The sequence below is a fragment of the Celeribacter sp. ULVN23_4 genome (assembly GCF_054788345.1).
This window is the reverse complement of sequence record NZ_JBTVYO010000001.1, coordinates 177,617-198,644: the sequence shown is the minus strand read 5'-3', so window position 1 is coordinate 198,644 and position 21,028 is coordinate 177,617. Positions and strand designations below refer to the sequence as shown.

At 60.2% G+C, this 21,028-nt stretch carries 17 protein-coding genes and 1 pseudogene; 4 read left to right on the top strand and 14 right to left on the bottom strand.

Translation table 11 applies throughout. The features are described 5' to 3' along the window. Nucleotide 1: 1 nt before the first annotated feature. The 3 genes from ACYBHZ_RS00970 to ACYBHZ_RS00960 all read left to right on the top strand — a co-directional run bounded on the left by ACYBHZ_RS00970 (nt 2) and on the right by ACYBHZ_RS00960 (nt 4,228). A complete protein-coding gene (locus tag ACYBHZ_RS00970) occupies nt 2-1,861 on the top strand; it encodes an ABC transporter ATP-binding protein (RefSeq protein WP_460272314.1) in 1,860 nt (619 codons plus the stop codon). Next, complete coding sequence (locus ACYBHZ_RS00965) at nt 1,845-3,848, top strand: phosphotransferase (RefSeq protein WP_460272313.1); 2,004 nt, start codon at nt 1,845-1,847, stop codon at nt 3,846-3,848. Before ACYBHZ_RS00970 ends, ACYBHZ_RS00965 begins: the two co-directional genes overlap by 17 nt. A 173-nt stretch (nt 3,849-4,021) precedes the next feature. After that, a complete protein-coding gene (locus ACYBHZ_RS00960; RefSeq protein WP_460272312.1) occupies nt 4,022-4,228 on the top strand; it encodes a hypothetical protein in 207 nt (68 codons plus the stop codon). A 549-nt stretch (nt 4,229-4,777) separates the two neighbouring features. Here the strand turns inward: ACYBHZ_RS00960 and ACYBHZ_RS00955 are convergent. From ACYBHZ_RS00955 to ACYBHZ_RS00920, 8 genes and pseudogenes are all read right to left on the bottom strand, one after another. Continuing rightward, complete coding sequence (locus ACYBHZ_RS00955) at nt 4,778-6,181, bottom strand: dihydrolipoyl dehydrogenase (protein WP_460272311.1); 1,404 nt, start codon at nt 6,179-6,181, stop codon at nt 4,778-4,780. Between the two features lie 245 nt (nt 6,182-6,426). Beyond that, the gene (locus ACYBHZ_RS00950; RefSeq protein WP_460272310.1) at nt 6,427-7,941 is read right to left on the bottom strand and encodes an acetyl-CoA hydrolase/transferase family protein; all 1,515 of its coding nucleotides are present in this window, start codon (nt 7,939-7,941) and stop codon (nt 6,427-6,429) included. Between the two features lie 310 nt (nt 7,942-8,251). After that, a complete protein-coding gene (locus ACYBHZ_RS00945) occupies nt 8,252-8,440 on the bottom strand; it encodes a hypothetical protein (protein ID WP_460272309.1) in 189 nt (62 codons plus the stop codon). A gap of 106 nt (nt 8,441-8,546) precedes the next feature. Then, on the bottom strand, nt 8,547-9,758 hold the full coding sequence (locus tag ACYBHZ_RS00940) for a TCR/Tet family MFS transporter (protein ID WP_460272308.1): 1,212 nt from the start codon (nt 9,756-9,758) through the stop codon (nt 8,547-8,549). 53 nt (nt 9,759-9,811) lie between these two features. Further along, nucleotides 9,812-10,564 carry an alpha/beta fold hydrolase gene (locus ACYBHZ_RS00935; RefSeq protein ID WP_460272307.1) on the bottom strand — a complete coding sequence of 251 codons (753 nt, stop codon included), beginning with the start codon at nt 10,562-10,564 and terminating at the stop codon, nt 9,812-9,814. Nucleotides 10,565-10,667: 103 nt separating this feature from the next. After that, a pseudogene (gene pcaD / locus ACYBHZ_RS00930) lies at nt 10,668-11,447 on the bottom strand (3-oxoadipate enol-lactonase); the annotation flags it as partial. After that, nucleotides 11,444-12,280 (bottom strand): alpha/beta fold hydrolase, encoded by an 837-nt coding sequence (locus tag ACYBHZ_RS00925; protein WP_460272306.1) that lies wholly within the window; start codon nt 12,278-12,280, stop codon nt 11,444-11,446. The pseudogene pcaD and the gene ACYBHZ_RS00925, both read right to left, overlap by 4 nt. Nucleotides 12,281-12,338: 58 nt before the next feature. Continuing rightward, a complete protein-coding gene (locus tag ACYBHZ_RS00920; RefSeq protein ID WP_460272305.1) occupies nt 12,339-13,118 on the bottom strand; it encodes a hypothetical protein in 780 nt (259 codons plus the stop codon). 252 nt (nt 13,119-13,370) lie between these two features. Here ACYBHZ_RS00920 and ACYBHZ_RS00915 point away from each other — a divergent pair, with 252 nt between their 5' ends. Beyond that, nucleotides 13,371-13,991 (top strand): hypothetical protein, encoded by a 621-nt coding sequence (locus ACYBHZ_RS00915; protein ID WP_460272304.1) that lies wholly within the window; start codon nt 13,371-13,373, stop codon nt 13,989-13,991. 2 nt (nt 13,992-13,993) lie between these two features. On the opposite strand, the gene ACYBHZ_RS00910 is transcribed toward ACYBHZ_RS00915, so the two are convergent. From ACYBHZ_RS00910 to fabA, 6 genes are all read right to left on the bottom strand, one after another. Continuing rightward, a complete protein-coding gene (locus ACYBHZ_RS00910) occupies nt 13,994-15,583 on the bottom strand; it encodes a GMC family oxidoreductase (protein ID WP_460272303.1) in 1,590 nt (529 codons plus the stop codon). 138 nt (nt 15,584-15,721) lie between these two features. Next, a complete protein-coding gene (locus tag ACYBHZ_RS00905; RefSeq protein ID WP_460272302.1) occupies nt 15,722-16,510 on the bottom strand; it encodes an enoyl-ACP reductase FabI in 789 nt (262 codons plus the stop codon). A gap of 9 nt (nt 16,511-16,519) precedes the next feature. After that, complete coding sequence (gene fabB / locus ACYBHZ_RS00900; RefSeq protein ID WP_460272301.1) at nt 16,520-17,749, bottom strand: beta-ketoacyl-ACP synthase I; 1,230 nt, start codon at nt 17,747-17,749, stop codon at nt 16,520-16,522. A gap of 155 nt (nt 17,750-17,904) precedes the next feature. After that, nucleotides 17,905-18,933: a methionine synthase gene (locus ACYBHZ_RS00895; protein WP_460272300.1), complete on the bottom strand. Its 1,029-nt coding sequence runs from the start codon at nt 18,931-18,933 to the stop codon at nt 17,905-17,907. A 101-nt stretch (nt 18,934-19,034) separates the two neighbouring features. Continuing rightward, nucleotides 19,035-20,051, bottom strand: a complete 1,017-nt coding sequence (locus ACYBHZ_RS00890) for a DUF1852 domain-containing protein (protein WP_460272299.1) — start codon at nt 20,049-20,051, stop codon at nt 19,035-19,037. Nucleotides 20,052-20,334: 283 nt separating this feature from the next. Next, nucleotides 20,335-20,844, bottom strand: a complete 510-nt coding sequence (gene fabA, locus ACYBHZ_RS00885) for a bifunctional 3-hydroxydecanoyl-ACP dehydratase/trans-2-decenoyl-ACP isomerase (protein ID WP_460272298.1) — start codon at nt 20,842-20,844, stop codon at nt 20,335-20,337. Nucleotides 20,845-21,028: the final 184 nt, after the last annotated feature.

The window sequence follows — 21,028 nt, the reverse complement described above, 5'->3', positions numbered from 1 at the left end:
CATGGGCGGTTCGAGGACGTTGCGCGGCAAACGCAAAGACCGTCTGCGCGATGCTTTGCCTGCGTTCATACGCATGTTGCGCCGGTTCAGCCCCTATCTGGCCGGGTCTCGCAGCACGCTGATCTCCGGTGTTTTGGCGCTTTTGATGGCCACGGCCATGCGCCTTTTGGAACCCTGGCCGCTCAAATTCATCATCGACCGGGTGGTGCGCACCCCGACCGAAGGCCCTTTCACGGTCACGCTGATCGGTGGGCTGACCCTCTCTGGTCTCAACGCCTTTATCGCGCTCTGCGCCGTGGGGCTGGCGCTTGTCATCGGCTTGCGCGCCTTGTTTCAATTCGTTTCGACAAGTCTGTTTGCCGTGGCGGGCAGTCGGGCGCTGACCGGCTTGCGGCGCGATCTCTTTGCCCATCTGCAAAAGCTCCCGCCTGCCTTTCACGACACCACCCGCCCCGGCGATCTGACCCTGCGACTGATCGGCGATGTCGGCATGCTCAAGGACACCGCCACCACCGCCGTCATGCCGCTTTTGACGAATGTTTTCATTCTCACCGGCATGGTTGCGGTGATGATGTGGCTCGACTGGACGCTGGCGCTTCTGACGCTTTTGCCGGTGCCGGTGCTGCTTTTGATGACCACGCGGATCGGCAACCGCATCAAAACCGCCAGCCGGGTGCAGCGCAAACGCGAGGCCAGTCTGGCCGACAGCGCCTCTGAAATGCTTGGTGCGATCCGATCCGTACAGGCGCTGCGCCTCGAAGAGGCCACAGGGCGGCTGTTTCAATCCGCCAACGGTGCCAGTCAAAGCGACAGCATCAAGACCGGGCGTCTTGGCGCCCTGATGGAACGCAGCGTCGATGTCATGATCGGTCTGACCACCGCCGCCGTCTTGTGGTTCGGCACACATGCGGTGCTTGCCGGGCGGCTCACACCGGGCGATCTGCTTGTTTTTCTGACCTATCTCAAGAACACGTTCCGGCCGTTGAGAGACTATGCGAAATACTCCGGGCGTCTTGCCAAGGCCTCTGCCGCCGCCGAACGCGTGTTCGATCTGCTCGACACCGAACCGGAGATCCGCGACCGTGCCGATGCCCATCCGGCCCCGGTGTTTCAAGGGCATATCTCCTTTGACAGGGTGGGCTTCGATTACCCCGACGGGCGGCAGGTTCTCAAAGATTTCTCTCTCGATATTCCGGCGGGGCAATCCGTTGCCTTGATCGGTCCATCTGGCATCGGAAAGTCCACGATTTTCTGGCTCTTGCTGCGCCTGAGAGAGGCGCAGGGCGGCACGATCCTCATCGACGGCACGCCGGTCGATGCCGTGACACTCGACAGCCTGCGTGCCCAGATCACCTTTCTGCCGCAGGACCCGGTGCTGTTTGCCGGAACCGTCGCGGAAAACATCGCCCTTGGGGCAGGGCGGGAGATCAGTGACGATGACATTCGCGCCGCCGCGCGGCTTGCCGGTGCGGAGGATTTTATCACCGCCATGCCCGATGGCTATGACACCGAAGTGGCCGAACGCGGCGCGAATTTCTCCGGCGGTCAACGGCAGAGGATCGCTTTGGCGCGGGCCGCTCTGTGTCAAACCCCGATCCTGATGCTGGACGAACCAACTGTCGGTTTGGATGCCGAAAGCGAAGCCCATCTGCGCCGGGCAATCCTGCGGCTGGCGCGCGATCGAACCACGCTGATCATTACCCACGACCTGTCGCTGGCGCGCTGTTTCGATCGGGTGATCTTGATGGGGGACGGTCGGGTGCAGGAAGACGGGACGCCGGACCGTCTGGCCGCGACAGAGACCGGTTTCGCCCGATTGTTTGCCCATCAGAGCGGAGGCAAACATGCTCTGCAAGGCTGACCGCGATCTTGTCGCCCGTGATCCCGGCTTGCCCGGTCTGGCCGCGCTTTTGGATCCCGAACATCTGGCCCGACTTCTGGGGCACCCCGCGGAACTGACCTATCTGCGCTACAAGCCCGGGGTGAATGCCACAGCCACGGCTCGGTGCGCCGACGGGCAATTCTTTGTCCTGCGGACCGCGCCCGAAGCACGTTTCGAGACTTATCTGTCGCGTCCGAACTGGCGCAAACACGGGATTTGGGATGTGCCCGCTTGCCTTGTTGCCCTGCCGGTCTGGCGTGACAGGAAAATTCCGGCGGCCCGGAAACTGCGCAAAGCCGATCCCGACAGTCTTGTGACCTTCAAACCCAACCGCCGATTTGTGCAACGCATTGACGGCGGGTTGCGCCGGGCCTTTGCGCCCGGTCTCTTTGATCAGGCCCGCGCCGGGGCCTGTTTGGGCGAAGGTTTCGGTGGCGCGCGGCTGCTTGCCAGTGATGCGAAACAGGCGACGCTTGACATCGAATGGGTGGCCGGCCGGGCGGCGGATCACAGTCCAAGCCCTGAGCTCTATCGCCGGATCGGTGCACGGCTGGCAGACTTGCACCGGCACCCGATGCGCGGGCTGTGCCCTTTGCCCGCGACCGACCCGTCTCGGTCGCTGCGCGATCTGGCTGATCTTTTGCCCGATCTTGCCCCGCGTGCCCTGCATTGTGCCGCGATGCTCTCCGGGCATCTTGCCGCGTGTCGTCCCAAGGTTGCGGCCAGCCATGGTGATTTCAGCGCCGATCAGGTGATCGTAACCCCCGATGACGCAGTGTGTTTTATCGACTGGGACCGTGCCGGAACGGGCGATCCTCTGTGCGATGTCGCAAGTTTTCTGGCCCGGCTCGATTACGACCCCAACACAAGACAAGATTTGAGCCAGGCGTTTCTCGACGGCTACGGGATGCCAGCGGAGGACATCCGCGCGCATCGCGCCGCCGCCCTCGCGGGATTGCTGATCGAACCCTTCCGTGATCGTCACCCGAACTGGCCAGAGCGCTGCGCAGCGCTGTTGCAACGGGTTGAAGCACTTCTGGCCCCTCTGGGCACACCCGCATTCCATATCGCTCAAACCCCCGGCACTGTCGCTGATGCGCTTGGCTGGACACCGAGCGAGGTGCACTGTCTCCGTCTGAAACCCGGTCGCAGAGCCATTTTCCGCTATGCCGACGCCGTGGGGCGTGCGGCCTATGGCAAATTGCGCTTTGGCCGCGCCGATCGCCGCACGCCTGCGCTTCAGTCTGCTCTGCGCGCGGCCGGGCTGGATGGCAGGCATGGGGTGCAGGTGCCTGTTGTCCTCGCAGAGATGAAAGAGGTATGTCTTTGGTTTCAAGAGGAAATAAAAGGGCCTGATCTGACGTGTCTGCTCTTGAACGGCACGTCAGAAGTGGTTTTGCGCAACGCCCTTCGGCAGACCGGAGAGGCGCTGGCCCGGTTGCACACCAGTGGGGTCGAAGTCGAACGCGACTGGACGCTTGCACAGGAATGCGCCGTCCTGACACAGGCCCTTGCAGCCGAGAAAGCGCGTGCGCCTGAGAACATCTCGGCGTTGCAAGCGGTCGAACGGGCGCTTGCCCCCGATATTGCGCGTCTTGAAACACCCGCGGAACCGGTCCTTTTGCATCGGGATTTCTATCCGGATCAGGTGATCTGTTCGGCGGGGGGGGTGGCGCTTCTGGATTTGGATCTGGTGGCCATGGGGGACCCGGCGATTGACCTCGGCAACTTTCTAGCCCATCTCGATGAGCTGGCGCTTCGGTATCATAATGGGCTTGGCACGACCCTGGCCCGGGACATGGCTTTTCTGGACGGTTATGCCGCGCATGCGTCTCTCCCTGATATGTCCCGCATCACCGCTGCCCGGCGGATTTCTCTTGCCCGGCACATCCACATCTCTCAGCGGTTTTCAGACCGGCGGCATGAAGCGGAAAAAATCATTGCGCATTTGAAACATCATGTCTGAAATCTGGAGGCAGGCCAAATCTCCTGTACTCAGCGAGTTTGGCTTATCTTGTTTGTTGCTTTGCGCATGATGCTCCGTCCTGCTCAATGCTTGGAGCCTCCGGTAAATCCGGCGAGGATCACCCGCCGTCGACGCAGCCATGATAGGTTGGTTTGCGGGGCGAGACCTGTGCCATGATCGCGGTCAGCCCGTCGAAGACTGTGTTACCAGCCACCGTGCTTACCGGCGCGGGGTTCTACGGGTGGACGACCAAGGTTCATGCCCCGACCGACGAGGCGCGGAGGCCCATTGCGCTTTGTCTGACGCCGGGCCAGACACATGATCTCATCGGCATCGATCAACTCAACGGCGGATCAACCTTCATGCCTGTCGGGCGTTGACGAACTTGCCGGTCACATCAACAGCGAAGAGCCACTAGCCTATCTGCTCCGGTCGGTGCGTTTTGTTTTGCCTATGCCGATACCGCGGGGTCGGCTTCACACCGCTTAGTTCGATGGATTTCTATCGACGACTTTCCTGTGCCTGTTCCTATCGCTGGGGGCTCGTAATTGAGCTGCTGATTGACGCGCTGGTGGAGGCAAGCCGCTGCGCGGGCCTTTTTGTTGTCGGGACGGCAGCACCTCGCTTTCGGAGTTTGGAGGACGTAACTCATGTCGCGCGTGTATGATCCAAACGTGCACGTTTATGTGGGCGAGATTATTTTTAATTTGCAAATAAAACAGTGTTTTAAGAGGTGTTCCGAGTTCGTTTTTTGCATTTCGTGCGCTTTTTTCTCCACTGACAATCGACAGGTCTGATCGTGCGGTGCTGCGCTCAAGTGGCGTGTTTTGTGACGTGGGCGCATCGCCTAAACATAAGACTCCGACAGTGTCTCAACCGTCGGCGTCTGTCTGTTCTTCTTCATCAGGCGAATTGCTTCTCACCTTTATTCAGGCCGGTGTCAGCCCCGGAGGATGCGGGAGTTTCTGTCCGGTCTTGGCCAGACAATCCATCAAGGCGTCCTGCAAGGTTTCCTCAAGAACAGGGTGGTAGAAGGGCGACGCGAGACAGGCGTCCAGCGTCATGCCCTGTTCCATCGCCAGCGCCAGCCAATGCGCCATATGTTCCGCATCGGCAATGGCCAAAGTGGCCCCCAAAAGCTTCAGGCTGTTCTTGTCGGCATAGATCCGGATGATCCCGTCGGTGTCGGCTTTGACCTTTGAGCGCCCGTTGTTGGCGGCAGAGGCGCTGCCAATCGCGGTGGTCTCCGGGTCCAACGTATCCAGTGACGCGCCGACAGAGGCGATTTGCGGTGTGGTGAACGCGATGCCAAGGGGGACGCGCCGATGGAATGGTTTGCGTTCCCCCGCAAGGATGTTGAGCACGGCGATTTTGCCCTCGTCCTTGGCTTCGTGTAGGAGGGGGCGGTCCGCATTGGCGTCACCCGTGAGATAGACCGGAAGATCGCCGATCTGGAGTGTTTCCGGGTCGTAGGGTGGCATGCCGCGGGTATCCAGCTCGACACCGAGATTTTCCAGCCCGAGGCCTTGCACATTCGGGCGGCGGCCGATGCTTGCCAACACGCGGTCCACGGTGACGGTTTTGGCGCCCGCTTGAATGGTGACCTGACCATTCGGCTCAAGGCGGGGTTCAACGGCAACGCCCGTCGTGATGGACATGTCCTTTCCGAGCCAGTCCATCGCGGCCGCGGCCACCACAGGGTCTTTGATCCCGGCGATCACAGGGGCGGCGTCGAAACCGTGTACCTCGACGCCAAGACGCCCCATCGCGACGCCGATCTCGCAGCCGATGACGCCGAGGCCGATCACGGCGAGGGAGTTCGGCAGGTCTTCTTCCTCGAAAATCGTGTCTGTGGTCAGAAGCGCGTCGCCCAATGCGCGGAACGGGGCAGGCAGGACGGGCGTTGAACCCGTGGCGATGATGATGGCATCGGTCTCGATGCGCTCGCCGTTCACTTCGACACTTGTCGGGGAGGTGATTTTCGCATGCCCATTAATGAATTGCGTTTCATCAAGATGGCGGTGGGTTCGGGTGACAAAGCCATTCACCAGCTTGTCTCGGATGGCGCGGACGCGGGCGAGGACGGCGGGGCCATCGACGCTGAGGGCCTCGGCCCCACGCAGGCCGAACATCTCCAGACGGTCCTTGGAGTGATAGAGAGAGGCGGCTTCGATCAAGGCTTTCGATGGCATGCAGCCGACACGGGCACAGGTGGTGCCCTCCGGCCCGCTGTTGATCAAAACGACGGATTTCCCGGCTCTGAGAAGCGTGTAGAGCGCTGTGACGCCAGCACTGCCGGCTCCGATGACAACCACGTCGACTTTGCGAGTCATGATCCCATCCTTTCTGAGTCTCTTTTAAATATTCATTTTTAAATATATGTTAGTCGCCCTGCCGGAAAAGGGACAGGGGGAAAACCTGTGTCAAAGATACGCGTCTGCATCCTGTCGGACATGTGTCGGCAAAGCGTCGGCCTTTACTGCGGGAAACATCCGGATGGTGGGGGGGCGTGCTAGGGCAGGACAATAAAAAAGGCCCTCCGCAGAGGGAGAGCCTTTCGATTATCTTGTGGAGTGTCTTACTTCATCGAGCCGGTTTCGATGAAGCGCTGGTGCCAGCTGAGCGCCTCGCGCAGATCATGCGGGGCGTGGCCACCGAAGGAGCTTTTCTTCGCGCGTTCGTAATAGTCACGCAGCATCGGACGATAATCCGGGTGCGCACATTTCTCGATCACAAGCTCGGCGCGTTGGCGGGGCGAGAGGCCACGCAAGTCGGCCAGACCTTGTTCGGTGACGATGACGTGGACGTCCTGCGGGATGTGGTCGGTGTGGGCGACCATCGGGACGATGGCGGAGATCGCACCGCCTTTCGCGGTCGACGGCGTCACGAAGATCGACAAGTAGGAGTTCCGGGCGAAGTCGCCGGAGCCGCCGATGCCGTTTTGCATGCGAGAGCCCATGACGTGGGTCGAGTTGACGGAGCCGTAGATATCGGCCTCGATCAGCCCGTTCATCGCGATACAGCCAAGGCGACGGATCACTTCGGGGTGGTTCGAGATTTCCTGCGGACGCAGCAAGAGCTTGTCGCGGAAGATATGCGCGTTGTCGTTGAAGTACTGCGCTTTTTCCGGGCTCAGCGAGAAGGCGGTTGCGGAAGCCATGCGCAGGGCTCCGGCTTCGAGCATATCGAGCATGCCGTCCTGAATAACCTCGGTATAGGCGGTCATCTGCTCAAAGGGCGTGTCGATCAGGCCGGTGAGCACAGCGTTCGGTACGTTCCCGACGCCCGATTGCAGCGGCAGAAGGCTCGGCGGCAGGCCCGCACGTTTGCTTTCCCATTTCAGGAATTCGATGATCTCGCCAGCGATGAATTGCGCGGTGGCATCGGGCGGCGTGAAGGGCGCGTTCCGGTCCGGCGTATCTGTGTGCACGATGGCCGCGATTTTTGCCGGGTCAATGTTGAAATGGGTCTGACCGATGCGGTCGTCCGGTTTGGTGATCTTGATCGGCACACGGTTCGGCGGCAGAGCGGTGCCGTAGTAGATGTCATGCATCCCGTCGAGCAATTCGGTCTGCCAGGAGTTGACCTCAAGGATGACCTTATCCGCCAGTTCGAGCCAGGTTTTGTTGTTGCCGACGGAGGAGGACGGGATCAGGGAGCCGTCCTCGGCGATGCCGGAAAGCTCGATGACAGCCGTGTCCATTTTACCGAAGAACCCTTCCCAAGCCATCGGGGCGACTTGGCTCAGGTGGATGTCGGTGTAATTGGTTTTACCTGCGTTGATGTTATCACGCATGGTTTTGTCGGTGTTGAACGGCAGGCGGAAATTGATCCCGTCAGCCTTGGCCAGTGCGCCGTCCAGCTCGGGGCCAGTCGATGCGCCGGTCCAGATGTTCACTTTGAACGGATCGCCATTGCTGTGCTCGGCTTCGATGCGACGGGCGAGCGCTTGCGGTACGGCTTTGGGATAGCCGGAGCCGGTGAAGCCGCTCATGCCGATGGTGGTGCCATTGCCGATCAGGCTGGCAGCGTCTTCCGCGGACATGATTTTGGATTGCAGAGATTGAGGCACGTGGCGCTTGGCGGTGGACAAGGTAAGTCTCTCCATAGCTGAAACGGATTTTGGACAGACGGGGGGATTTGAGAGAAAACTTCAGACGCACTTCCTCCCGAGAGTACGTCGAGCTTGAGTGCATCTATTCTTTTGTGGAGGGGGGCTGCCAGTCACTTTCTTGCGAAAAGGGCTATGGAAACCCCCGGTATACTTTTGTGCACAGATTTTCGAAACGAAATTTGCAATTCAGTGGCTGGCTTACATCTTTGCAAACTAATTTTTATCCAAATTCGCAAAGCCTGCGGGGCCGTCAGTCGCGGCCCACACAGCGGAGTATCAATGGCGCGACTCAGGTGGTTTTGCCGCGGTCGATCCGCAGGAACTGTTTGACGCGGGAAGCATCTTTCGGTGCTTTGCGGGCGCGGTCTATTTTATCCCATGTCGGCGCGCGTGTTGCGGCGCGATCAATGGGGACATAATGAGACGTGCGACCGTTTCCAGTCTCTCGGCGAGACGTGTCTGTGATGTGACGTGTCATGGTTTCTCCTCCTATTTACGGCGTAGAGTATAACATGAAATCCACAAGCGGTCCCGTGCCTAGATCAAATTGGTCGCAAAGCGGTCAATGGTCTGCTTGGCGCGGCTCAGGCATGGCCGTGACGGTTTTGCCAGCGCCAGAGAATGAGGCCGCCGATCATGACGATGACCAGAGACAGAAGGAACGGCGCGCCGGGCAGGTAATGCGCGGTGTCGGGGCGGGAAAAGATCGAGAAGGTTTCGGTCATGACGAGCGGGCTGACGATGGTGGCCATCGCGGCGATGGAGCCGGTGACGCCTTGCAACTCGCCTTGCTGATCATCGGGGGTCGCACCGCTCATCATGGATTGCAGTGCCGGGATGGAGATGGCGGAAATGCCCGAGAGTACGGACATGATCCAGACCATCGGAACGCTGGTGGTGAGGCCGAAGGTGATGAAGACGAGACTGTCGAGCAGGATACCTGCCATCGCGATGCGATAGGCACCGAAGCGTTTGACCAGAGGGCCGACGAGGACGGCTTGGGCCAGTCCCATGGTGGCACCGAAGGCAAAGAGCGTCAGCCCGATGGTGGCGGTGTCGAAGCCGAACTGCGCCTCGGTGTAGAAGGACCAGATCGCGGGATAGACGAAATAGGCGGTCTCATAGAGGCCGAAAACGGCGAGCAGACCGGCCAAGCCTTTGAGCCGCCCGATGGCGCGGAACGCTCCGAACGGGTTGGCGCGTTTCCAGTCAAAGGCGCGGCGTTTCTGGGGCGAGAGGCTTTCGGGCATGACGAGGATGCCGAAAAGCATGTTGAGCCCAGCGATACCGGCTGCGGCATAGAATGGCGCGCGGGTGTCGAGTGTCGCGAGGAGGCCACCGATGACGGGGCCAAGGGCGAAGCCGACGCCGAGGGCGGCGTGGACATAGCCGAAATTGCGGGCGCGTTCTTCGGGTTTGGAAATGTCGGCCATGAACGCGGCAGCCGTGCCCGGCGTCGCGGCGGAAATCCCGGCAATGAGGCGGCCAATGAGCAAAAGCCAGATCGTGTGCGCCAGCGCCATGATCAGGTAGTCGATCATCATCACAAAGAGCGCGGCAATGAGCACGGGCTTGCGGCCAAACCGGTCGGAGAGGTTGCCGACGAAGGGGCCGAAGAAAAATTGCATCACGGCAAAGCCGGTGGCGAGAACCCCGCCCCAGATCGCGGCATCGGCGAGGGTCTGGCCGGTCAACTCCCGGATCAGGGTCGGTAGCACCGGGAAGATCAACCCGATGCCCATCCCGTCGATCAGGACAGTCGTGACGATGAAAACGATAGGCAGGTGACGGGGCATGCCGGGCTCCGGGAAAACAACCCGCCCTTTGTGACCTGTCGCTGCGGGGCTGTCTATCCCGCTTGATGCAGAATTCCTGCGAGCGTGTCCGCAAGGCGTTTCGGCGCAGCGAAATAGGGGGAATGGCCGCAGGGCAGAGTGTGGACCGAAGCCTCAGGCCAACCCGCGCACATGGTGCGTTGCTCGGCGGGGGGAATGACCCGGTCGTGCTCGCAAAGGATGTAATGGCGGGGGAGGGCGGTTGAGGCGGTGGTTACTGCGAGGGCCGTCTCTTGGGGGCGGATCGCCTGAGCGCCGAGATGGGCGGTGACATAGGTTCTGACGTCGTCGGAACAGTCGTGACACAGAGCCTCGCCTCCGGCGTCCGGCTTGAAACGGTAAGCTTGCCGGTTGCGGGTTCTCTCGATCAGGCCCAGAACCGGTTGGGATTTCGCGGAGCGGCGCAGGTCGGCAAGGCTGATACCATCCACGGGGACATAGGCGCAGAGATAGACGAGCGCGGCGACTTTGTCGGGGGCGGCCTCAGCCGCTGCGGTGATCGCATAGCCACCTGCGGAATGGCCGACAAGCACAACAGGGCGGTCTTCATGCGACGCGATGTCGGCCAGAATGGCGTCGCGGTCTTCGTTCAGCCCGACTGCTTCCAGATCGGCGGGATCATCCGCCTGCGACGGCAGGTCAATGGCCCGCGCCTCAAACCCGCGGCTGTGCAGCTCCGCCAGCAGGTCGCGCCAGCACCACGCCCCGTGCGCGGAACCGTGGATCAGGAGAAACGCAGGATCATTTGCCACAGCACTTTCCGTCATGATCGTGATCATGATGTTGGTGGTCGTGTTCGTGATGATGGTCGTGATGATGACTGCCGAGATCCGGAATAATAGGATCGCGCGGATTTTGGTCGCGCTTGGTGTGGGCGATTTCTCTCAGGAAATCGCTCAGGAGCGCGGCAAAATCCTCTGGCGCATCGACCGGCGGCAAATGTCCGGAGCGCCGCATCAACTCGAAGCGCGAGCCGGGAATGACGCCTAAGGTTTCGCGCACAAGATCTGGCGGGGTGGAGCCGTCATAGCCTCCAGCGATGCCGAGGCACGACAGGCGCAACCCGGATGTCGGCGTGTAGAAATCCGTCCCTGCAATCGCCGCCGCGCAGCCGAGATAGCCTTCCAACGAGGTATCGAGAATGGACTGCCCCCAGCGCTTTGCCGCCTCAGACTTGCGAAACTTGGGCGAGAACCAGCGTTCGAGCGTCGGGGCGACGATGCTCTCCAGCCCTTTCTCTTGAATGCCCGCAATACGTTTGTCCCAGATGCTCCGCGCGCCGATCTTGGCGGCGGTGTTCGAGAGCACCAGCGCACGCACCTGATCGAGACGTTTGACCGCCAGCCCCTGCGCGATCAGCCCACCGATGGAAATGCCGACGAAGACCGCGTCTTTGACGCCGAGATGATCGAGCAACCGTTCGGCGTCCCGCACCAAGGTGCCCATTGCATAGGGGCCTTTCGGGGTGTCGGAGAGGCCATGTCCGCGCAGGTCGTAGCGGATGAGACGCAGGCCTTCGGGCAGATGCGGCAGCACCTCGTCCCACAGGTGCAGATTGGTGCCGAGGGCATGGGCAAAGACCACGGGCGCACCGGTGTCCGGCCCGCTGATCTCGACATTGAGGGTGATGTCCCCGAGTGCAATTCTCATGACAGGGCCTCCAGAAAGCGATGGATGACGTCGAGGCTCTCCGGCTCATCGAGAAAGGGAACATGGCCGCGATCCTTGACCTCGGCCGCGATCATGTCGGGGCGTCGGCGCTGCATTTCTTCCATGCAGGCGGCGCTGAGCAGGTTCGAATTCTCGCCCCGGAGCAGCGCGAGGGGCAGGCCTGCGAAGGCCTCGAACAGGGGCCAGAGATCGGGCGCCGCGCCGGTGATGCTTTGCGCCTCAATCGCGTCGCGCAGTTTCATGTCATAGCGCGCTTCAAGCCGGCGCTCGCCCTCCGACCAAATCCTCCGGGCATAGGTGAGCCATTGATCGCGGGAGACATTCGGAAACTGATCGCCGAGCGCGTTCGGCAGTTTGTTGGCGGCGTCTTCAAAGCTGCGATAGGCCGAGGGGCGTCCGAGATAGTCCATGATCCCGGCGAGCCCGGTCGGGTCCAGTTCCGGACCGATGTCGTTCAGGAGCACGCCCGAAAGCCTCTCTTTCGCGGTGACGGCAAGGGCCATGGCGATCAACCCGCCGCGCGAAGTGCCGAGGATAGCGGCCTTGTCGATCCCCAGATGGTCGAGCAGGGCCAAGGCATCTGCGCTCTCCTGCGGGATCGTGTAATTGAGAAAATTCGGATCATGATCCGAGGCACCGCGCCCCCGGCTGTCGAGGCGGATCACCTTTGCCCGGTCCGCGAAATGCACCACCACGGGGTCGAAATCGTCCATGTTCCGGGTGAGCCCGGCGAGACAAAGCAGGGGCGGCCCGTCGCCTTGAACGTCATAGGCGAGGTTTAAGCCGTCTTTCGTGGTGAAATACTGAACCATATGGGCCTCCTTGCGCGCAGAGTGTCACGTCTGCGCAGGGAGGGGAAGAGCAGCGCTCTCAGAGCCAGATGTTCAGAAGGAGCGAGCCGCCGAGGTAATGCACGGTGAGTACGAAGGCGTAACAGGCCATGACCAGAAGCGCTTCGTTATGCGTCAGGGGCTTTTGCTCTGCGGGGCGTTTGTAGAGCAAGCTCTGGATCCCGGCCGCCGCAAGCAGTCCCATCGCGATGGAATGATCCCGCAGCGCGGCGGAGGCGAAGGCGGCTGTCATGAAGAGGCTGATGCCCGTGCCAAGGCGGGGCCAGAACGCATCGGAGATGGCGCGTATCACCCGCCCACCCGCAAAGGGCATGAAGGGCAGAAGGACGATGAAATTGAACGTGCCGAGCATGATGGCAGAGACGCGCATCATATTTGCAAGCGCGGGGGCAACAGGGGCGAGCACATGGAATAGGGCAAATGCCAAGACCATGGGAACAATGGCGAGCGCCGGGGCATAAAGTGCGGCGAAACTTTCCTCGATGGCGTGGCTGAACGCCCGGTCGGAGCGCGGCGGGGCGATGATCGGGAGGGGCACAAGGCGAATACGCGCGCTGTCATGGCCGATGATGCGGCAGGCGTAGGCCGAACTTACCTCATGGAACAACACTGTGAAAACAAACCCGAAACCGAACAGTGGGGAGGTCAGGTAGGCGACGGCCAGTGTCACTGCGAAGCCGATAAGGACGCCATTGCCGTTAAAGCCGCTGGCGTGGAGCCGTCCTTCGCTTGGCAAGGGGCGGATGACGAGCGGCAGGGCGAGAAGCCCGAGGGCGATGGCGAGCAGCAGAAAAGTCATGGCGAGTCGAATTGCGGCCTTTTGGGAACCAGTTTCAGACTTTGATCGGTCTAAAATGTGGCGAGAATGTGTCCCGCTTTTTGTTCGGGACTCGTCAGGAGGCGGATCAACGCTCTGTTTCCTGATCGCCGACAGTCAGCGCGCAAGAGCAACAGATCACGACGAAGCGAGGGTTACAAAAAAGGAGTTTTCGTTTTCAGTACAAAAGGCTCTACCTTGTCGAGGCGAAGCACCAAGAGGCTGGAGGGCCCGATGAACGGCACTGTGGAGAAACTGCGTGAAAGTCTGCGCGAGTTACAGGCGCAGCTTGAACAGGAGGCGGTCGAGGCGCGGGAACGGTTTCAGTATCGTCTGAGCAATGGCCGTGTGGTCTTCGAGGAAGAAGCGCGCAGGCGTGGGCGCAGGCTCAAGGTACGCTGGGCGGTTTTCCTGCGCCGCGCCCGGCCTTGGGAGATCGTGACAGCTCCGGTGATCTACGGGCTGATCATTCCGTTCACCTTGATGGACCTGTTCGTGACGGTCTATCAGGCGATCTGTTTTCCGGTCTACGGCATCCCGAAAGTCGAGCGCAAAAAATACATTGCGGTGGATCGGCACAAGCTCACCTATCTGAACTTCATGCAAAAGCTGAACTGCGTCTATTGCGGTTATTGCAACGGGCTTTTGGCCTATGTGCGCGAGGTGGCGGGGCGGACGGAATACTACTGGTGTCCAATCAAACACGCGCGGCCTCTGCCGGACCGGCACGAGCAGTATCAGCACTTCCTTGAATTCGGCGATGGTGAAGCCTGGGACGAAAAGTTCATCGAGATGAAGGGCCGGGCGCGGGCCTGTGAGAGTTGCGACAGCTGCGGCCCCGGCGGCTGTCACTGAGATCAGCGTTTTCGCGGGGGCGCGCTCATCTGATCGGCGATGTTTTCCGCGATCATCATCGTCGGCGCATTGGTGTTCCCGGCGATGATCTCGGGCATGATCGAAGCGTCCACCACGCGCAGCCCGCTGACCCCGCGCACTCGGCCTTCGGGATCGACCACCGATCCGGCATCGCGCCCCATGCGGCAGGTGCCGACCGGGTGATAGATCGTCTCCGACCGGGCGCGAATGTCGTCGATCAGCGCCGCGTCGCTTTGCACTTCCGGGCCGGGGAGACGCTCCGCTTTGACATGGTGGGCGAGGGACGGGGCCTGCATCACCTGCCGTGCGATCTTGAGGCCTGACAGAAGCGTCTCCACATCCTCCGGCGCGCTGAGATAATTCGCGTCGATCTTCGGTGGCGCGAAAGGATCGCGGGAGGCCAGTGTGATCGTGCCTTTTGAGGCTGGCAAAAGATCGCAGACATGCAGTGTCATGCCATAGCCGAAGGAGGTCTTGCGCCCGTGATCGCGCAGATAGGCGGGGATGAAATGGAATTGCAGGTTGGGCCTGTCGCGCTGCGGGGCCGAGCGCACGAACCCGCCTGCTTCGGCGACATTCGACGTCAGTTCCCCCTGCCTTTGCCGAACAAACTGCCACGCGGCCCGAAGCGCACGGGGCAGGTATGAAGGTGCGATGCCGATGGGCAGACGATCCGCCGCCGCAGACATTACCGTGATGTCGAGATGGTCCGCCAGATTGCGCCCGACCTCGGGCTGATCCAGCAGCGCCTCAATCCCCTGTGCGCGCAGCGTCTCGCCGGGGCCAATCCCGGAGAGCATCAGAAGCTGGGGCGAGTTGATTGCGCCGCCTGACAGGATGACCTCGCCGCCGGGATTGAGTCGGATCTCGCGATCGTTGAGCGCGACTCCTTTGGCAACGCGCCCGTCGATCAGGATGCGCGTGACCTGCGCATTTGTGAGGATGTCGAGATTGCTGCGATGGCGCACCGGATCGAGAAAGGCGCGCGCCGTCGAGAAGCGTTTGCCGTCTTTCTGCGTGACTTGGAACAGGCCGACGCCTTCGTGATCCGCGCCGTTGAAATCGCGCCGCTTTGGAAAGCCTGCCTCAATACCGGCTTTGACAAAGGCTTGCGAAAGCGGATTGGGACTGCGCAGATCGGAGACCGACAAAGGCCCATCGGTGCCGTGGTGCTCATCCGAGAGCTGTGCGTTCCCCTCCAGACTCTTGAACAGCTTCAGCGCACGCGGCCAGTCCCACATATCGCCCGCAGATCGCGCCCAGCCTCGATAGTCCTCGGGGTGTCCGCGCATGTAGATCATCGCGTTGATCGAGGACGATCCGCCAAGCACCCGCCCGCGCGGCCAGTAGAGCCTGCGCCCGTTCAGAGCCTCATCGGGAACGGTGTGGTGGCTCCAGTTCACCCCTTTGAGGCGCGCCAGAACGGCCAATCCCAAAGGAATATGGATGAAGGGGGAGCGATCCTTGCCGCCCGCCTCCAAAAGACAAACCCGCTTCCCCGCGTCCCCGGACAATCGGTCCGCCAAAACGCAACCCGCCGATCCCGCGCCGATGATGATGTAGTCATACATGTCTCTCTCCCTGAGAAGAGGCTACATCAGCTTCGCGCAGGCGCGCGCAGGACGTGGCGTCATGTTTCCTTTGCTGCGGCAAATACTCAAAAGAAAACCCCGCCGAAGCGGGGTTTGTCTGGTCGTCTGTCTGATGGCTCAGATGTTTTCGATCCGGGGCATGCCCATGATGTGATAGCCGCCATCGACGCGGATGATCTCGCCGGTGGTGTATTGGCCACCGTCAGAGGCGAGGTAAACCGCCGTTGCGCCGACCGCTTCGAGCGTCGCGTTGGATTGCAGCGGCGCGTTTTGTTCGGCGTGTTTGTAGGTCTTGCGTGCCCCGCCGATGGCCGATCCGGCCAAAGTTTTCATCGGGCCGGGGGAGATCGCGTTGACGCGGATGCCCTCGGGGCCGAGATCGTTGGCAAGGTAACGCACGGAGCTTTCCAAAGCCGCCTTGGCGACGCCCATGACGTTGTAGTTCGGAACAACCGTGTTCGATCCCGCGAAGGTCAGCGTCATCAAGGTGCCGCCATCCGTCATCAGCTCGGAGGCGCGTTTGGCGACGTCGATGAAGCTGAAGCACGAGATATGCAGCGAGTTCTTGAAATTCGCCTCAGTCGTGTCGCGGAACCGTCCGGTGAGTTCGGATTTGTCCGAATAGGCAATCGCGTGGACGACGAAATCGAGCTTGCCCCATTTCGCTTTGAGCGCCGCAAAAGCTTCGTCCATCTGCTCGGGGTTGGTCACATCCACATCAACCATCGTGTCGGAGCCGACGGAGGCGGCGAGCGGTTCAAGCCGTTTGCCGAAAGCTTCACCCTGATAGGTGAAGGCCAGTTCCGCGCCTTCATCGGCACAGGCTTTCGCGATGCCCCATGCGATCGAGCGCTCGTTGGCGACGCCCATGACGAGCCCGCGTTTGCCTTTGAGAAGATCAGCCATCTGTGTCTCTTACCCCAGATATTTCGACAAAAGCATCGAGCCGTTGGTGCCGCCGAACCCGAAGGAGTTGGTCATCACCGTATCAAGGCCCGCATTCTCCACCAGTTTGGTGGCAATCTCACCCTCTTTGATCGCCGGGTCGAGGGTTTCGACGTTGATCGACGGGATGATGAAATCGTTCTGAAGCGCGAGAAGGCAGTAGACGGCCTCTTGCGCACCGGTCGCGCCTTGGGAGTGGCCGGTCATGGATTTCGTGGAGGAAATCACTGGGGTCTGACCTTCGCCGAAGACGCGGCGCACGGCTTCAACCTCGCCGACGTCGCCGACCGGGGTCGAGGTGCCATGTGCGTTGATGTAGCCGACCTTGCGGTCCTCAGCCAGCGTGGAGAGCGCGAGACGCATCGCGCGCTCGCCGCCTTCGCCGGAGGGGGCAACCATGTCGGCGCCATCAGATGTCGCGGCAAAGCCGGTGACTTCGGCGTAGATTTTCGCGCCGCGGGCTTTGGCGTGTTCCAGCTCTTCGAGCACGAGGATCGCGCCGCCGCCGGAGATCACGAACCCGTCGCGATTGGCGTCAAAGGCGCGGGAGGCTTTCTCCGGCGTGTCGTTATACTTGGAGGACATCGCACCCATTGCGTCGAACAGGCAGGACAGGGTCCAGTCGAGTTCCTCGCCGCCGCCTGCGAACATCACGTCCTGTTTGCCGAGCATGATCTGCTCGGAGGCAGAGCCGATGCAATGCAGGGAGGTGGAACAGGCCGAGGTGATCGAGTAGTTGATCCCCTTGATCTGATAGGCCGTCGCGAGGTTGGCGGAGATCGTCGAGCTCATGCATTTCGGCACGGCAAACGGCCCAACACGCTTGGTGGACATGGTCTTGAGAACCGACTGATGCGCGGTCAGCATGGCGGAGGTGGACGGACCACCGGAGCCAGCAATCAGACCCGTGCGCGGGTTCACCACGTCGCTGTCTTCAAGGCCCGAGTCGGCAATCGCCTGTTGCATGGCGATATAGGCATAGGCAGCGCCCGGTCCCATAAAGCGCAGAGCGCGTTTGTCGACATGTTCCTTGATGTCCAGATCAATGGCCCCGGCAACCTGCGAGCGGAAGCCGTATTCCTTCATGTCTTCATTTGCGGTGATGCCGGATTTGCCTGCTTTCAGCGAGGCGAGCACTTCTTCGGCATTGTTACCGATGGAGGAGACGATCCCCAACCCGGTGACGACGACGCGACGCATGGCGTATTCCTTCCCTTAGGTGTTTGCGTGCTTTGTAGTGCAGGGGGGGAGCGCGGTGCAAGGGGGAGGCTGCCCGGAGAACATCAGGAGACGTGTTAAAGGCGCATGAAGGGAGCCCTCATACGCCTTATTTTCAGGTGCCGCTCGAATGGCCCTCAGACTTGGAGCTCGCGTCGAACAATCTCTGCCCCGGCAGACAGTGCATTCAGCTTGCCGCGTGCCACTGTGCGCGACAGCGGGGCCATGCCGCAGTTGGTGCAGGGGAATAGCTTGTCCGCATCCACGAATTGCAATGCCTTGCGCAGCGTGTCTGCCACTTCCTGCGGGGTCTCGATGGTTTTATTGGCCACGTCGATGGCGCCGACCATCACCTTTTTGCCACGAATGAGTTCGATCAGATCCAGCGGGACATGGGAGTTGTGGCACTCAAGCGAAACCAGATCGACGCTCGATTTCTGAATGCTCGGGAAGATCATTTCATATTGGCGCCATTCCGAACCCAGCGTTTGCTTCCAATCGGTGTTGGCCTTGATGCCATAGCCATAGCAGATGTGGACGGCCTTCTGACATTTCAGGCCCTCCATGGCGCGCTCCAGCGTGGCCATGCCCCAGTCGTTCACCTCTTCAAAGAACACGTTGAAGGCGGGTTCGTCGAACTGGATGATATCGACGCCTGCGGCCTCAAGCTCTTTGGCTTCTTCATTGAGAAGCTTGGCGAATTCCCAAGCAAGCTTTTCGCGGCTTTTGTAATGCGCGTCGTAAAGCGTGTCGATCATGGTCATCGGGCCGGGCAGCGCCCATTTGATCGGGGCTTTGGTTTGTGAGCGCAGGAATTTGGCGTCTTCGACAAAAACCGATTTCGGGCGCGACACGGCACCGACGACGGTCGGCACGCTGGCGTCATAACGATCCCGGATTTTCACCGTCTCGCGTTTCTCGAAATCGACGCCGTCGAGGCCTTCGATGAAGGTGGTGACAAAATGCTGACGGGTTTGTTCGCCGTCGCTGACGATGTCGATGCCCGCAACCTGTTGCTCCATGAGCGTGACGCGAAGAGCATCCTGTTTGCCCTCGATCAGAGCCTCGCCTTCAAGCTTCCAAGGAGACCAGAGCTTTTCCGGCTCGGACAGCCAGGAGGGTTTCGGCAGGCTGCCGGCGGTGGAGGTGGGGAGCAGTTTGTTCATGATCTGAGACCTTGTGCGTTTCTTGTCTGACTTGGAACGGCGTTTCCCGAGCCAGCTTGAAACCGCCGGATCGGGAAAACGCCTTAGATTTATAAAGCGGGTTATTCAGCAGCGTATTGCGCCGACCAGGCGTCCAGAATGCTCTGATAGGGTTTGATAAAGTGCTCTTCGGTGTATTTGCCCTGCTTGACGGCCAGTTGGCTGCGTTCCTCGCGGTCATAGACGATGCGCGTCGGCGAGAAGTCCTGATGATCGAGGCTGGGTTGGTACACAACACCTGCGGGCGCGTTGGCGTTGTAGATTTCCGGGCGGTAGATCCGCTGAAAGCTCTCCATCGTGCTGATCGCCGAGATCAGTTCGAGGTTGCTGTAATCATTCAAAAGATCGCCAAAGAAGAAAAAGGCCAGCGGGGCGGCACTGTTCTTCGGCATGAAATAGCGCACCTGAAGGCCCATTTTCTTGAAATAGGCCTCGGTCAAGGAGGTGGTGTCTGGCTGGTATTCAAAGCCCAGAACCGGGTGTTCGTTGGCGGTGCGGGTGTAGGTTTTGTTGTGTGATACGCTCAGGCAGAACACCGGACGTTTTGTGAAATTCTCCTGATAGGCGGGAGATGTGACGAAGAGTTTAAAGAGATTGCCGTGCAGATCGCCGTAGTTTTCCGGCACGCTGAACCCGTCGCGACCCTTGTTGTAATCCAAAAGGCGCACGCTGAAATCATAGTCGCGCACATAGGAGGAAAAGCTGTTGCCGACGATGCCTTCGATCCGCGCGCCAGTCTTGTGATCGACGATCGTGGTTTTCAACATTTCAATCGCCGGGAAATCCGTACCATTGCCTTCGATGTCCAGATCGGCGGAAATGATCTCAAGCTCGACCGAATAGCGATCCCCCTTGGAGTTGTCCCAATGCGCCAGCGCGTTGAAACGGTTGTCGATCATGGTGAGCGCCCGGCGCAGGTTGTCCTGACGGCTTTCTCCACGCGCGAGGTTGGCGAAATTGGTCGTCAGGCGCGTGCTCTCCGCAGGCTCGTAATTCTCGTCGAAGCGAAGGCTGCGGATCACGAAGGTGAAGTCACCGGCTTTGCTTTTTTGATCGAAGCGCTGGGCTGGAATGTTCATGGTCTATCGCTCCTATTTGCCTGCTGTGATTTGCGGTCGCTAACGACGAAAAATCATCACTTCAGACGTTTTCTATTGTGCTTTGTTGTTCAAATAGATGGCAAATGGTTATGAGTCTAATTCAATTTAATAATCAAGATTATGAGTCTGAACTCATAATTATGTGTGGGCAAAAATCTGAAAGGGGCGCTTGGGCCTTGGGGGCTTAGGGCGCAACAAAAAAACGGCGAAGAACTCTTCGCCGTCTCAAATGATTTTAGGTGTCGCCGTAAAGGTGAGAAGGTCAGCTCTCCGACAGGGCGACTTTCATATCGGTGACCTGATAGATCACTTCGCCGTCGGCTTCGACGATCCCGTCGGCCACGCCCATGGTCAGGCGACGGCTTTGAACGGCTTTCTTGAAATCGACCTTATAGGTCAGCATTTTACGGTCCGGGCGGACCATGCCGGTGAGTTTCACTTCGCCGACGCCAAGCGCATAGCCGCGCCCCTGCCAGCCACGCCAACCGAGGTTGAAGCCGGTCAGCTGCCACAACCCATCAAGGCCGAGACAGCCGGGCATGATCGGGTTGCCGGGGAAATGGCACTCAAAAAACCACAGATCGGGCGTGATGTCGAATTCCGCCACGACGTGGCCCTTGCCATGCAGGCCGCCGTCTCCGGAAATCTCGGTGATGCGGTCCATCATCAACATCGGCGGGGCCGGGAGTTGTGCATTGCCCGGTCCAAAGAGGTCGCCTGCCGCACATTTGAGCAGGTCTTCCTTGGTGAAACTCGTAGGGTAATCAGCCATGAACGCCCTTGCCTTCCTCATATCTTTCTAAAGTCGCATCCCCTCTATCACCCCGCCCGGTGCCCACGCAAGCGCAACAGGCGCGGGGATGAGGGGTGAAATTGACACGGTGAAAACAATGTGAAAGGCAATTTAGAGTATTTCTAATTGAATTTTGGGTGGCTGATCCTCTATATTTCATCGG

Bases quoted from the DNA above. Each gene is read 5' to 3' on its own strand.
- ACYBHZ_RS00970 (WP_460272314.1), top strand. From the start codon at position 2: ATGGGCGGTTCGAGGACGTTGCGCGGCAAACGCAAAGACCGTCTGCGC.
- ACYBHZ_RS00965 (WP_460272313.1), top strand. From the start codon at position 1,845: ATGCTCTGCAAGGCTGACCGCGATCTTGTCGCCCGTGATCCCGGCTTG.
- ACYBHZ_RS00960 (WP_460272312.1), top strand. From the start codon at position 4,022: ATGATCGCGGTCAGCCCGTCGAAGACTGTGTTACCAGCCACCGTGCTT.
- ACYBHZ_RS00955 (WP_460272311.1), bottom strand. From the start codon at position 6,181: ATGACTCGCAAAGTCGACGTGGTTGTCATCGGAGCCGGCAGTGCTGGC.
- ACYBHZ_RS00945 (WP_460272309.1), bottom strand. From the start codon at position 8,440: ATGACACGTCACATCACAGACACGTCTCGCCGAGAGACTGGAAACGGT.
- ACYBHZ_RS00940 (WP_460272308.1), bottom strand. From the start codon at position 9,758: ATGCCCCGTCACCTGCCTATCGTTTTCATCGTCACGACTGTCCTGATC.
- ACYBHZ_RS00935 (WP_460272307.1), bottom strand. From the start codon at position 10,564: ATGACGGAAAGTGCTGTGGCAAATGATCCTGCGTTTCTCCTGATCCAC.
- ACYBHZ_RS00925 (WP_460272306.1), bottom strand. From the start codon at position 12,280: ATGGTTCAGTATTTCACCACGAAAGACGGCTTAAACCTCGCCTATGAC.
- ACYBHZ_RS00920 (WP_460272305.1), bottom strand. From the start codon at position 13,118: ATGACTTTTCTGCTGCTCGCCATCGCCCTCGGGCTTCTCGCCCTGCCG.
- ACYBHZ_RS00915 (WP_460272304.1), top strand. From the start codon at position 13,371: ATGAACGGCACTGTGGAGAAACTGCGTGAAAGTCTGCGCGAGTTACAG.
- ACYBHZ_RS00910 (WP_460272303.1), bottom strand. From the start codon at position 15,583: ATGTATGACTACATCATCATCGGCGCGGGATCGGCGGGTTGCGTTTTG.
- ACYBHZ_RS00905 (WP_460272302.1), bottom strand. From the start codon at position 16,510: ATGGCTGATCTTCTCAAAGGCAAACGCGGGCTCGTCATGGGCGTCGCC.
- fabB (WP_460272301.1), bottom strand. From the start codon at position 17,749: ATGCGTCGCGTCGTCGTCACCGGGTTGGGGATCGTCTCCTCCATCGGT.
- ACYBHZ_RS00895 (WP_460272300.1), bottom strand. From the start codon at position 18,933: ATGAACAAACTGCTCCCCACCTCCACCGCCGGCAGCCTGCCGAAACCC.
- ACYBHZ_RS00890 (WP_460272299.1), bottom strand. From the start codon at position 20,051: ATGAACATTCCAGCCCAGCGCTTCGATCAAAAAAGCAAAGCCGGTGAC.
- fabA (WP_460272298.1), bottom strand. From the start codon at position 20,844: ATGGCTGATTACCCTACGAGTTTCACCAAGGAAGACCTGCTCAAATGT.